The sequence below is a fragment of the Bacillus sp. FSL L8-0152 genome (assembly GCF_038006365.1).
Classification (GTDB): domain Bacteria; phylum Bacillota; class Bacilli; order Bacillales; family Bacillaceae_G; genus Bacillus_A; species Bacillus_A cereus.
Genome location: NZ_JBBOVB010000001.1, coordinates 3,970,305 through 3,984,144 on the forward strand (window position 1 = coordinate 3,970,305; position 13,840 = coordinate 3,984,144).

Here is a 13,840-nt window from a genome sequence, read left to right on the forward strand (position 1 = left end):
GTTTTTTTCATGTTACGCTGTGATCCAAGCTTCGTTAGCTGGATTTTTACGCCACTCTTGTAATTTTTTCGTTTCAGCTTGTCCGATCATACCTTTTTCTGCTGCAACTTCAGTTAATGCACTGTAATCACTTAAAGAATATGATGCTACGTTAGCTGCTTCTAGCTTTTCTTTTCCTGCTTCTAGCTCGTATGTGAAGATTGATACGATTCCTAATACTTCACAGCCAGCTTCGCGAAGTGCTTCTACACATGTAATTGCACTTCCGCCAGTTGAAATTAAGTCTTCTACTACTACAACTTTTTGACCTTTTTCAGCTTTTCCTTCAATTTGATTCCCTTTACCGTGGCCTTTTGCTTTACTACGTACGTAGCACATTGGTAAATCCATACGATCGCTTACCCATGCAGCGTGCGCAATACCAGCAGTTGCTGTTCCTGCAATAACTTCTACAGTTGGGAAGTGCTCTTTAATTAACTCCTCTAATCCAGCTGCAATCGCTTGACGTACTTTTGGATAAGATAAAGTTAAACGGTTATCACAATAAATTGGTGATTTCATACCTGAAGACCATGTGAATGGATCATTCGGTTGTAAAAATACTGCTCCAATTTCTAATAAATGCGATGCGATTTCTTTTTTCATACTGTTACACCTTCCCACTGTTGTTTTACTGTTTTATACGCTTCAAGCGGATTTTCTGCTTTTGTAATACTACGTCCAACTACGATGTAGCTTGAGCCAAGTTCCCTCGCACGTTTCGGTGTTGCTACGCGCACCTGGTCATTTACATCATCGCTTGCAAGACGAATCCCCGGTGTTACTGTTACAAATTCATTTCCGCATACTTCACGTAATTTTGGAACTTCAAGCGTTGAGCAAACAACGCCATCAAGTCCACTTTCTTTCGTTAGTTTTGCATAATGAGCAACCGCTTCTTCTAACGTCTTCTCAATGCCGATCTCTTTTTTCATCATAGCTTCCGAAGTGCTTGTTAGTTGTGTAACTGCAATGCAAATCGGTCTCTCTTTTCCTTCTTGCTTACCTTCCTCTAATCCCTCAATCGCAGCTTTCATCATGCTGCTTCCCCCAGCAGCATGAACATTTACCATATCAACATCTAGACTAGCTAGGCTACGCATAGCGCTTTTTACTGTATTCGGAATATCATGAAGTTTTAAATCTAGAAAAATCTTATGTCCTTTTTCTTTTAAGTACGTAATAATTGCAGGGCCTTCTTTGTAAAATAACTCCATACCAACTTTGACAAATAACTCTTCCCCTTCAAAGTGGCGCAAGAATTGTTCTACATCTTGTTTCCCTGGAAAATCTAGTGCAACGATTAACGACTGTGACATGTTTGCTTCCAGCTCCTTCCTTGACATTCCGAAATGTGATCAAATCCTAATTCATCTAGTAATGCTGGTAACTCTTCAATAATTGTCGGACATACGAACGGATCGATAAAGTTCGCTGTACCTACTGCAACTGCGCTTGCGCCAGCGTAGAAGAATTCAATTACATCTTCCGCTGTTTCAATACCACCCATTCCAATAATTGGAATGTTAACCACTTGGCTTACTTCATGTACCATACGAATTGCTACTGGCTTAATCGCAGGACCTGATAATCCGCCTGTACGGTTTGCTAAAATTGGTTTAGCTGTTTTTAAATCTAAACGCATACCAAGCAATGTATTAATCATCGTTAAACCATCTGCACCTGCATTTTCAATCGCTTTTGCAATTTCCACTATGTTTGCCACGTTTGGTGACAACTTCACGTATACAGGTACTTCAGAAACCTCTTTTACTCGCTTCGTTAAATCAGCAGCAATTTCAGGATTTGTACCAAAGGCGATACCACCTGTTTTTACGTTCGGACAAGAAATATTTAATTCTAGTGCATGGACATTAGGCGCTTTAGAAATTTCCTTTGCAACCGCTACATAATCCTCAGCTTGTGAGCCTGCAACGTTCGCAATGATTGGAAGGTCAAATTGTTCTAACCATGGTAATTCAGAATTCATTACTTTTTCTAACCCTGGGTTTTGAAGTCCGATCGCATTTAACATGCCGCCCGGTGTTTCAGCAACACGAGGTGTTGGATTTCCATAGCGTGGTTGTTCTGTCGTCGCTTTAATCATGATTGATCCTAGTACACTTAAATCGTAAAACTGTGCATATTCACGACCAAATCCAAAGCATCCAGATGCCGGTATAATTGGATTTTTTAATGATAATCCTGGTAATTCAACTTGCAATCTGTTCATAGTACAACCTCCCCGATTGGAAATACTGGTCCGTCGCTACACACCTTCTTGTAAGAATGTCCACTTGGATCTTCTTGTAAGTGGCATACACATGCGAAACAAGCTCCAATACCGCAGCCCATACGTTCTTCTAATGAAATATAGGCTTTTTTCTCTTTGTAACGTCCTTCTAATGCACGAAGCATCGCTAACGGACCACATGAATAAAGAATATCAAAGTCAATTCCGTAATTATCAATTACATCTGTGACAAATCCTTTTGTACCGTGTGTACCATCTACTGTCGCAACGTACGTATCACCAAGTTCTGCAAATTTTTCTTCATAGAAAACTACATCTTTCGTTTGAAAACCTAAGATGTGAATTACACGTACACCTTTTGCAACGAGGCGCTGTGATAGTTCATAAAGTGGTGGTACACCAATCCCCCCGCCTACTAGTAAAGCTGTTTGACCAGCTTCTGCTTCTTCTACAGGAAAACCGTGTCCTAGTGGTCCTAGTACGTCTACCATTTCACCTTGTTTTCTAGTTGCTAATGTTTTTGTCCCTTGTCCTTCCGCACGATATAGCATTGTAAATTCGTTCTTCTCTTGATCTACATTACAAATACTAATCGGGCGGCGCAGAAGGGGCGCAATGCCCTCTGCTACCTTAATGTGTACAAACTGCCCTGGTTCGTTCATTTGCTGTACTAAAGTTCCTTGAAGCACTAACTCGTAAATGTTTTTTGCGATTTCTTTTTGATTAACGACGATCATATTTTGCTTTTGCATCATGCATGTACCACCTCGTGACGCTTTGTTTGCGTAATTTCTTTCATTGAATGAGCTGAGAATGTCATAGATTCTAATACTCGTAAGATTGCTCTTGTTGTATCAAGTGATGTTAAGCAAGCCACACCATTTTCTACTGATTCACGGCGAATGCGGAAACCATCACGCGCTGGTTGTTTACCTTTTGTTAATGTGTTAATTACAAACTGTGCTTTTCCTTGACGGATAATATCTAGTAAGTTGTAGTCTTCAGAATCAATTTTGTTTACAACTTGTACTGGGATATTTTGCTCTTCTAATGATTGTGCTGTTCCAGCTGTTGCTAATAAGTTATAGCCGATTTCGTGGAAACGTTTTGCAATTTCCATCGCCTCTTCTTTATCTTTATCCGCTACAGTAATGATTACTGATCCGTGCGTTGGGATGTTAATTCCTGAAGCAACTAATCCTTTATATAATGCTTTTTCAAGCGTTAAGTCTTTACCCATTACTTCCCCTGTTGATTTCATTTCAGGTCCTAATGTTGTATCAACTGAACGTAGTTTCGCGAATGAGAATACCGGAGCTTTTACATATACTTCTTTCTCTTCTGGGTGATAGCCCGTTCCGTATCCTTGCTCTACTAGGTCTTGCCCTAAAATAACTTTCGTTGCAACATTCGCCATCGGTACGCCTGTAATTTTACTTAAGAACGGTACTGTACGGCTTGCACGTGGGTTTACTTCAATTACGTACACTTGATCTTTGAATACTACAAACTGGATATTTAGTAATCCAACAATGTTTAATCCTTTTCCAAGTGCAATTGTATGTTCAATGATTTGTTCTTTTAGTTTTTCAGATAAACTTTGTGGTGGATATACTCCAATTGAGTCACCAGAGTGAACTCCAGCGCGTTCAATATGTTCCATAATACCTGGAATGAATACATTCTCACCATCTGAAATTGCATCTACTTCAATTTCTTTACCAACCATGTAACGGTCGATTAATACTGGGTGATCTGCATGAACTTTAACTGCATTTTTCATGTAGTGCAGCAGTTCTTCTTGACGATATACGATTTCCATCGCACGTCCACCTAGTACGTAAGATGGTCTTACTAATACTGGATAACCAATTTCTTCTGCGATTGCTACCGCTTGTTCTACAGTCGTTGCTGTTTTACCAACTGGTTGCGGGATACCAAGTTTTGTTAAAGCAGCTTCAAATTTATCACGATCTTCTGCACGGTCTAAGTCTTCAAGTGATGTTCCTAAGATTTTCACACCGTGAGCCTCTAATTTCGCCGCTAAGTTAATTGCCGTTTGTCCACCGAACTGAACAATAACGCCTTCTGGTTTTTCTAAATCAATGATGTGCATTACATCTTCGATTGTTAATGGTTCAAAGTATAATTTGTCAGAAATACTGAAGTCTGTTGAAACTGTTTCTGGATTGTTATTAACAATGATTGCCTCATATCCAGCTTCTTTAATTGCCCATACAGAGTGAACTGTTGCATAGTCAAACTCAACCCCTTGACCGATACGGATTGGACCAGACCCTAGTACAACAACACTCTTACGATCTGTTATCACCGATTCATTCTCATCACCATATGTGCTGTAGTAGTATGGTGTTGCAGATTCAAACTCTGCCGCACAAGTATCTACCATTTTATAAACAGGAGTTATATTGCTTTCTTTACGCATATCGTAAATTTCACGCTCCGTTTTGTTCCAAGCAGCTGCAATGTAGTGATCACTGAAGCCCATTTCTTTCGCAGCTTGTAGTACTTCCATATTTCCTACATTCACTTTTACTTCGCGTTCCATATTTACGATGTTTTCAATTTTTTGTAAGAAGAAGAAGTCCATTTCACACCATTCGTTGATTTCTTCTTTCGTTACACCTTGACGAATTGCTTCTGCTACAATAAACAGTCGCTCATCGTCTGCTTTAATAATGCGTTTTTTCATTGTTTCTTTATCAAGTTCTTTTAAGTGGTCTAATTCTAAGTGATAAATGCCAAGCTCTAAAGAACGAACCGCTTTTAATAATGATTGCTCTAAGTTACGTCCGATTGACATAACTTCACCAGTTGCCTTCATTTGTGTACCAAGTGTTCTGTTTGCTGATTCAAACTTATCAAATGGCCAGCGTGGAATTTTTGAAACAACATAGTCTAATGCTGGCTCGAAGCAAGCGTAAGTTTTTTGTGTTACTGGGTTTATGATTTCATCTAATGTTAAGCCGACTGCAATTTTCGCTGCTAATTTTGCAATTGGATATCCAGTCGCTTTAGATGCTAGTGCAGATGAACGACTTACACGTGGGTTTACTTCGATTACATAGTATTGGAAGCTATGTGGATCTAGTGCAAGCTGAACGTTACATCCACCTTCAATTCCTAATGCACGAATAATTCGTAATGAAGTGTTTCGTAACATTTGATATTCACGGTCGCTTAATGTTTGGCTTGGTGCTACTACGATAGAATCACCTGTGTGAACCCCAACTGGATCGATGTTTTCCATGTTACATACTACAATCGCGTTATCATTCGAATCACGCATTACTTCATATTCAATTTCCTTACAACCAGCAATGCTCTTTTCTAATAAACATTGTGTTACTGGACTATGTTTTAATCCACCGGATACGATTTCAATTAGTTCTTCTTCATTACTACAAATTCCGCCACCTGTTCCTCCCATTGTAAATGCTGGGCGAACAATAACTGGATAACCAATTTCTTTTACAAATTCATGTGCTTCTTCCAGCGTATGAATGATCGTACTAGATGGAATTGGTTCATTTAAATCCTGCATTAATGTACGGAATAAATCGCGATCCTCCGCTTGCTCGATAGCTGATAATTTCGTTCCTAAAATTTCAACTCCGCATTCTTCAAGTATGCCTGATTTCGCAAGTTCAACAGCCATATTTAACCCTGTTTGACCACCTAATGTTGGTAAGATTGCATCTGGACGTTCTTTACGAATAATACGGCTTACGAATTCTAATGTTAATGGTTCGATATATACTTTATCTGCTGTTGCAGTATCTGTCATAATTGTTGCTGGGTTAGAGTTAACAAGGATTACTTTGTAACCTTCTTCTCTTAGAGATTGACAAGCTTGTGTACCAGAGTAGTCAAACTCCGCTGCTTGCCCAATTACAATTGGTCCTGATCCGATTACTAAAATTGTGTTAATGTCTAGGCGTTTTGGCATAACTCTTCCCCTTCTTTCTTGAAGTTTTCAATCATTGCTAAGAAATCTTCGAATAAATCATTTGCATCTTCAGGTCCTGCTGAAGCTTCTGGATGGTATTGTACTGTAAATGCTGGGAACTTCTTATGACGAAGACCTTCTACTGTTCCATCATTTAAAGCAACATGTGTAATTTCAAGCTCTGTATTTTCAACTGATTCTTCTTCTACTGCGTAACCATGGTTTTGAGATGTAATTGCTACTTTTCCAGTTGCAAGATTTTTTACTGGATGGTTTAAACCACGGTGACCGAATTTCAACTTACTTGTATTTGCACCAGATGCTAGAGCGAACAATTGATGTCCTAGGCAAATTCCGAATAAAGGAACTTTACCGATAATGTCTTTTAACATTTCAATTGCTTCTGGTACATCTTTTGGATCCCCAGGTCCGTTACTTAACATAATTCCATCTGGGCTAAGGCGTAAAATTTCTTCTGCTGTTGTGTTGTAAGGAACTACAATTACATCACAGTCACGCTTATTTAATTCTCGTAAAATACCATGTTTCATTCCGAAGTCTACAAGTACAACTCGGTGTCCGCGTCCTGGACTTGGGTATGGATCTTTCGTCGATACGCGTTTCACGTGATCTGTAAATACTGTCGCTTTTAATTGGCTCACGATGTATTCTACATCTGCATCCATGTTACAAAGGCGTCCGCGTAATGTACCGTATTGACGAATTTTTCTCGTTAATTTTCTCGTATCAATTCCTGCTAATCCCGGGATGTTTCTTTCTTTTAAGTAATCATTTAACGAAATTTCATTACGGAAGTTTGATGGATGATCACAAATCTCGTTTACGATTAAACCATTTACAGATGGGTGAATCGATTCGAAATCGTCACGGTTAATGCCGTAGTTTCCGATTAATGGGTACGTGAATGTTACGATTTGACCGCAATATGATGGATCAGATAATGTTTCTTGATATCCAGTCATTCCTGTTGTAAATACAACCTCACCTGACTTTTCGATTTCTCCTCCGAAACCTTTTCCAATTAATACTGTTCCATCTTCTAAGATAAGTTGTCTTTTCATACTAATGCACTCTCCTTTTGCCATGCGATCTTACCACCAACGATTGTCATTACCGGCCATCCTTGGCATTTCCAACCTGCGAATGGTGTATTTTTTCCTTTTGATAAGAATGTTGTTGGATCAATCTCTTCTTCTTGTTCTAAATCAATGATTGTAATATCAGCTGTTCTACCTTCTTTCAGGCGACCTGCTTCTAAGCCAAATGTATCAGCTGGCTTTTCTGTTAAATATTGAATTAACTGTTCTAGCGTAATAACTCCTTTTTTCACAAGGTTTGTGTATAGAAGCGGGAATGCTGTTTCAAAACCAGTAATTCCGAATGGTGCTCTTTCAATTCCTTGTGCTTTCTCTTCCGCTGTATGCGGTGCATGGTCAGTTGCGATCATATCGATCGTTCCATCTAATAAACCTTCAATTAATGCTGCATGGTCTTCTTTTCCACGAAGCGGTGGGTTCATTTTAAAATTAGGATCAGCTGATGGGATATCATCTTCACATAACACTAGGTGATGTGGTGTTACTTCTGCTGTTACTTTAATTCCAGCGCGTTTCGCATCACGGATTACACGTACTGAACCTTTCGTACTTACGTGACATACGTGATAGTGACAATCTGCTGCTTCCGCAAGCAATATATCCCTTGCAATATGTACAGATTCACATACTGATGGGATACCGTTTAATCCGTGTTTCTCAGAAAACTTCCCTTCATGTACACAACCTTTATTAATAAGCGTATTCTCTTCACAGTGCGCAACTACTGCCATATCTAATTTTGCTGCACGTTTCATAGCCGCTAACATCATGCTCGCATCTTGTACGCCTACGCCGTCATCTGTGAAAGCAAATGCTCCAAGTTCTTTTAATGTTTCGAAATCTGTCATTTCAGAACCAGCTTGACGTACTGTAATTGCTCCGTATGGTAGTACGTTGACATGTGCTTTTTCTTTAATACGATTTTGCAAGTCTTCCATATGTTCTCTGCAATCTGGTACCGGACGTGTATTTGGCATTGCACAAATTGTAGTGAATCCACCTTTTGCCGCTGCTAGTGTACCTGTTTCAATTGTTTCTTTATGTTCACCACCTGGTTCACGAAGATGTACGTGTACATCTACTAATCCAGGTGCGATTAACTTTCCGTTCACATCGATTACTTCAGCATTATCTGCCGTAATATTTTCTGCTACCTTAGCGATTTTACCGTCTTGTACGAGAAGATCTGTTGCTACAATTTTTTCTTCTTCATTCATATAACGACCATTTTTAAACAAGTAATTCATGTTTCATTCCTCCTAATACATTTGGTAAGGCGCGTTTTAGTACAGCCATTCTTACGTAAACTCCATTTTCCATTTGTTTAAATATGCGTGAACGCTCACACTCAACAAGTTCACTTGCAATTTCAACATCACGGTTTACGGGAGCTGGATGCATAATAATGCTTCCTTCTTTCATACGCTTTTCTCTTTCTACTGTTAATCCGTGTTTCTCATGATATTCTTTCATAATGTCTGTTTCATAATGATCATGACGCTCATGTTGTACACGGAGTAACATCATTACATCCACTTCTGGAACAAGTTCATCTAATGGTTTGTATGTTCCAAATGTGTTGTCTTCACCTTTCCACTCTTCTGGACTTGCAAAGTAAATTGTTGCACCAAGCTTCGTTAATGCTTCTGCATTAGAACGTGCTACTCGGCTATGACGAACATCTCCTACTATTGCAATCTTCAAACCTTCAAATCTTCCAAACTCTTGTTTAATTGTAAGAAGGTCGAGTAGGCACTGCGTTGGGTGGTTTCCACATCCATCTCCAGCGTTTAAGATCGGGATATTCACCTGATCTTTTAGTTCATCGAAGTAGCGATCTTGCTCATGGCGGATGACCACTGCTTTTGTTCCGATTGATTCTAGTGTTCTTATCGTATCGTATAAAGTTTCTCCTTTTTGTACGCTAGATGCATCAGCTGAAAAGTTTAAAACATCTAGTCCTAATCTCTTCTCAGCAACTTCAAAGCTAAATCTCGTTCTCGTACTATTCTCAAAGAACAAGTTTGCAACAAAAGTTTGCTCTGTCGTTTTGCTCTCTTTTCCATTCGCAAAATCTTCTGCGTCTTTTAGGATTTCTGAAATTTCTACTTCCGATAATTCACTCATCGTTAACAAATGGCTCATCGTCATCCCTCATCTTTCTGATTTTTATGTTACCACTTTTGTATTTTTATAACAACCTTTGCATAAAAACACCCTAGTCATGTAAGACTAGGGTGCAAGGAAGAAGCCACCCTTTTCCGTCTCACAGGACTGAATTAAAAGGTTATTTTTATGAAGCAATCTGCTTAGATTGTTTTGTATGTTTTTCTTGTTTTGATTCTGGTAGTAGTAGATTTAACAGTACACCTACAATTGCTGCAAGCGCCATTCCTTCGACTTGGAATGAATCCCCTACGTGAAGTACCGCTCCACCAATACCGATTACTAGTATTACTGATGCAATCATTAAGTTTCGTTTGTCACTTAAATCTGTTTTATCATCTACCATCATGCGTAATCCGCTTGATGCGATTACACCGAATAGTAAGATTGATACCCCGCCCATAACTGGTGTTGGGATCGAATGAATCAGTGCAGAAATCTTACCGATAAATCCGAACATGATTGCGAATACTGCTGAACCGATGAATAAGTATACACTGTATGCTCTCGTAATTGCTAGCACACCGATGTTTTCACCATACGTTGTATTCGGTGGCCCACCGATTAGTGATGCAATTAATGTTGCTACTCCGTCACCGAAGATCGAACGGTGTAAACCTGGTTTTTCAATTAAATCTCTTTTAATAACATTTCCAAGTACAATTTGATGTCCGATATGTTCTGATATTGTTACTAGTGCAACTGGTACCATCAAGAGTACAATCTTCCATGAAAACTCTGGTGTGTATGTTACAAATGGTACTGTGAAATCTGGTACAACAAACCATTTTGCCTCAGCTACCGGCTTTAAGTCTACTAGCCCTTGGAAGTAAGCGAAGATATATCCGCCGATAATGCCAAGTAACACTGGTATGATACTGAAAAATCCTCTTCCGAATATCGAGCAAATGATTGTAATTGCTAATGTTACTAATGCTACTGAAAAATGTGTAAAGCTGTATTTGCCATCCGCACCGTTCATCGCCATGTTAACTGCTGTATGTGCTAAAGCTAGACCGATTACCATTACTACTGGACCAACTACGATTGGTGGTAGTAGTTTCATAATCCACTCTGATCCTGATTTCTTAATTCCGAGTGAGATTAAGATGTACACAAGCCCTGCTAGCAAACCACCAAGCATTGCTGCTCCCGGCCCACCTGCCGTTTTCGCTGTTATAATCGGTGCGATAAAGGCGAATGATGATCCTAAATATGCTGGTACTTGACCTTTCGTTATAAGAAGAAACGCTAGCGTTCCTAATCCACTTGATATTAATGCTACTGATGGATTCAGTCCTGTTAAAAACGGAACAAGCACTGTTGATCCAAACATCGCGAACAAATGTTGTATACTTAAAAATAACCATTTTCCCGGTTTCGGTACTTCATTAACGTCTAACACTGGCTTTTGTTCCATTGTTACATCCTCCTTCAGTTTAAATCTTTGCAATAAAAAAAACTCTTTGTGCCTGTGCACAAAGAGTCCTATACTTTCGTATGCCAAATTTGACATATGAAAGCCAAGACCCTTTGGCAGCCTCACAGGACTACATTTAAAAGGGCTTTACTTATCGTATATGCTTACTCGATCTTGTTGATCTGTCTCTTGCAAATCAACTTCGATACGCTCTTCACTTGATGTTGGAATGTTCTTTCCTACATAATCAGCGCGAATTGGTAATTCACGATGACCTCTATCAACAAGAACCGCCAATTGAATTTGAGATGGTCTACCTAAATCCATAAGAGCATCCATTGCTGCTCGAACTGTTCTTCCTGTATATAATACGTCATCAACGAGGATAACTTTTTTCTTCGTAATATCTACAGGGATATCAGAACCTTTTACAAGTGGTTCTTTATTTTTGGATTGTAGTGTTAAATCATCACGATATAACGTAATATCTAACTCTCCAACTTCCATTTCTTTTCCTTCAATTTGACCAATTCGTTCTGCCAAACGTTGTGCAATAAAAATTCCACGAGTTTTAATTCCGACAAGAACACAATTATCGACACCTTTATTTCGTTCCACGATTTCATGACTAATTCGTGTTAAAGCGCGGCGAATCATTTGGTCATCTAAAACGACAGCTTTCTCTTGCATGCTCTACACCTCCAAGCTTTTTTTCTTGCGTGAGAGTAATGGTATAAAAAAAGTCCTCTCAGCGTGTGCGAGAGGACTTTTGAAAAAAAGGGTACAACATACCCTAAGTATTTCAAACCGTTACCTTCTCAACCTCACGGGGCTGTGTTAAAGGATCATTATTTAACTGTTGTCAGTATCTCAGTTTTCTTATGATTTGTCAATACTATTTTCGTAAAATATTTAATGCGTCTTCAAACACTTCTGGAATCGGTGCCTCAAACTGAATATATTCACCAGTACGAGGATGATCAAAGCCTAAAATACCCGCATGAAGTGCTTGTCCATTCATATCTAACGTTTTCTTCGGACCATACTTCGGATCTCCTGCAAGTGGATAGCCAATATATTTCATATGAACACGAATTTGGTGCGTACGTCCCGTTTCTAAGCGACATTCTACAAGTGTAAAGTCTTTAAAACGTTCTAACACTTGGAAGTGTGTAACAGCGTTCTTACCATTTTCATCAACTGTCATACTTTGACGCTCTTTCTTATCACGACCAATTGGTGCATCGATAGTTCCCTTATCATGCGGAATCACACCGTGTACAATCGCTTTGTAACGTCTCGTTACTGTTTTGGCTACAAGCTGATTTACAAGCGATTCATGTGCCATATCATTTTTAGCAACCATTAATAGTCCAGATGTATCTTTATCAATACGATGCACGATACCTGGACGCATTACACCGTTAATGCCTGATAAGTCTGTACAATGGTGCATAAGGCCGTTTACAAGTGTACCACTTGTATGCCCTGGTGCTGGATGTACAACCATGCCACGTGGCTTATTTACAACAAGCACATCTGCATCTTCATAATAAATTTCTAAATTTAAATCCTCTGGTTGAATATCTAGCGCTTCTGGCTCAGGAATCGTTACTGTAATTTCATCTTCTTCTTTTACTTTATAATTCACTTTTACTGCTTTCCCGTTCACTGTCACAACATCATCTTTAATCCATTGCTGTACTTGTGAACGTGACCATTCGTTATTTATCCCTGTAACGAATTTATCAATTCGCTCGTTTTTTTGCTCTGCTGCAACTGTTACTTGTACTACTTCACTCATTCAATTACTCCTTCGCTTTCTTGCCTTCTAATAATGTTTGAATAATAATTAATACAACACCAATACATAATGCTGAATCAGCTATATTGAATACTGGATAGTTGTACGAGAAAATATACACGTGAATGAAATCCACTACTTCTTGTCTAAATACACGATCAATAAAGTTACCAATTGCCCCGCCCAAAATTAGACCTAACGAAATACCTAGAAGCTTGTCTGTTTTCGCATACTTTTTCATATAAAATACGATAAACACTACAAAAACAACTGTAATAATGTAGAAGAACCACATTTTATTTTCTAAAATACCCCAAGCAGCGCCTCTATTTCGATGTGATGTTATGTATAATACATTGTCGATAATCGGAATACTCGTACCCAATTCCATGTTCTTTACAATTAACCACTTCGATATTTGATCGATAGCAATGACAAATAACGCTATTACATAATATATCATTTTCATTTCCCCCACAAAGACAGTGTACCTCAAAATTTTAGCATAGCTGCTACCTTTTCACAATGAACCTTTATAGAAGAATAAAATAAATTAAAAAAAGGTAATATAATATCGTTGTGCGTATTCATACATTTACCTTTTCATAGAAGAATTCATGAATCGTACGAGCAGTCGGCATTGTCTTCATTTGCTTTGTCGAAATTAATCTCCCCGTCTCTTCACAAATACCGTACATGTCTATTTCCATTTTAAATAATGCGCGTTCTACATCCTTTAAATCCTCTTTTATATCATGTAATAGCAATTTTTTCTTTATCTCTTCCTTAATTTCATATCCAAGCTCTTGGCTGAACTCGACATCATATTTGTGCATTACTTCTTTAGCTAGTCTCTCTTGCAACTCTTTTCTCATCAATTGCAATTCTTCTTTTATTTCCATGTAAATTTCATTCACGTGTACATTCCTCCTAGCTGTAATGTACAGTTAGTGTGTCCGAAATTTATTTGCTTACCTCACACACATTTTTCCTTCACAGGAAAGAGTCTGAAAAGTTTTTTTGATATGCCATCAACAAAAAAACTGACTGCATGAATAGCAGTCAGTTT

The 13,840-nt window shown here is 38.6% G+C and carries 13 protein-coding genes; all 13 read right to left on the bottom strand.

Annotated elements, in window-relative coordinates:
• Positions 1-12 precede the first annotated feature (12 nt).
• Entirely contained in the window at positions 13-645 is a 633-nt protein-coding gene (gene pyrE / locus MHH27_RS19740) for an orotate phosphoribosyltransferase (protein WP_000711449.1), read from the bottom strand.
• The gene (gene pyrF / locus MHH27_RS19745) at positions 642-1,358 is read right to left on the bottom strand and encodes an orotidine-5'-phosphate decarboxylase (RefSeq protein ID WP_000083496.1); all 717 of its coding nucleotides are present in this window, start codon (positions 1,356-1,358) and stop codon (positions 642-644) included. The genes pyrE and pyrF overlap by 4 nt, the downstream gene beginning before the upstream one ends.
• Positions 1,343-2,272, bottom strand: a complete 930-nt coding sequence (gene pyrD / locus MHH27_RS19750) for a dihydroorotate oxidase B catalytic subunit (RefSeq protein WP_258131846.1) — start codon at positions 2,270-2,272, stop codon at positions 1,343-1,345. Before pyrD ends, pyrF begins: the two co-directional genes overlap by 16 nt.
• Positions 2,269-3,048, bottom strand: coding sequence for a dihydroorotate oxidase B electron transfer subunit (pyrK, locus tag MHH27_RS19755; protein ID WP_000983359.1), 780 nt, complete (start codon positions 3,046-3,048; stop codon positions 2,269-2,271). Before pyrK ends, pyrD begins: the two co-directional genes overlap by 4 nt.
• Positions 3,045-6,263 (bottom strand): carbamoyl-phosphate synthase large subunit, encoded by a 3,219-nt coding sequence (gene carB, locus MHH27_RS19760; protein ID WP_340943801.1) that lies wholly within the window; start codon positions 6,261-6,263, stop codon positions 3,045-3,047. The genes pyrK and carB overlap by 4 nt, the downstream gene beginning before the upstream one ends.
• Positions 6,248-7,345 (bottom strand): carbamoyl phosphate synthase small subunit, encoded by a 1,098-nt coding sequence (locus MHH27_RS19765; RefSeq protein ID WP_000828670.1) that lies wholly within the window; start codon positions 7,343-7,345, stop codon positions 6,248-6,250. The genes carB and MHH27_RS19765 overlap by 16 nt, the downstream gene beginning before the upstream one ends.
• On the bottom strand, positions 7,342-8,628 hold the full coding sequence (gene pyrC, locus MHH27_RS19770) for a dihydroorotase (protein ID WP_340943802.1): 1,287 nt from the start codon (positions 8,626-8,628) through the stop codon (positions 7,342-7,344). The genes MHH27_RS19765 and pyrC overlap by 4 nt, the downstream gene beginning before the upstream one ends.
• Entirely contained in the window at positions 8,612-9,526 is a 915-nt protein-coding gene (pyrB, locus tag MHH27_RS19775; protein WP_000018860.1) for an aspartate carbamoyltransferase, read from the bottom strand. The genes pyrC and pyrB overlap by 17 nt, the downstream gene beginning before the upstream one ends.
• 148 nt (positions 9,527-9,674) lie before the next feature.
• Positions 9,675-10,967, bottom strand: a complete 1,293-nt coding sequence (gene uraA, locus MHH27_RS19780; protein ID WP_000435927.1) for a uracil permease — start codon at positions 10,965-10,967, stop codon at positions 9,675-9,677.
• Between the two features lie 147 nt (positions 10,968-11,114).
• Complete coding sequence (pyrR, locus tag MHH27_RS19785; RefSeq protein ID WP_001156491.1) at positions 11,115-11,657, bottom strand: bifunctional pyrimidine operon transcriptional regulator/uracil phosphoribosyltransferase; 543 nt, start codon at positions 11,655-11,657, stop codon at positions 11,115-11,117.
• Positions 11,658-11,862: 205 nt separating this feature from the next.
• Positions 11,863-12,771 (bottom strand): RluA family pseudouridine synthase, encoded by a 909-nt coding sequence (locus tag MHH27_RS19790; protein WP_000005832.1) that lies wholly within the window; start codon positions 12,769-12,771, stop codon positions 11,863-11,865.
• 4 nt (positions 12,772-12,775) lie between these two features.
• Positions 12,776-13,234 (bottom strand): lipoprotein signal peptidase LspA, encoded by a 459-nt coding sequence (lspA, locus tag MHH27_RS19795; protein ID WP_000642180.1) that lies wholly within the window; start codon positions 13,232-13,234, stop codon positions 12,776-12,778.
• A gap of 124 nt (positions 13,235-13,358) precedes the next feature.
• A complete protein-coding gene (locus tag MHH27_RS19800; RefSeq protein ID WP_001002956.1) occupies positions 13,359-13,688 on the bottom strand; it encodes a molecular chaperone DnaK in 330 nt (109 codons plus the stop codon).
• Positions 13,689-13,840: the final 152 nt, after the last annotated feature.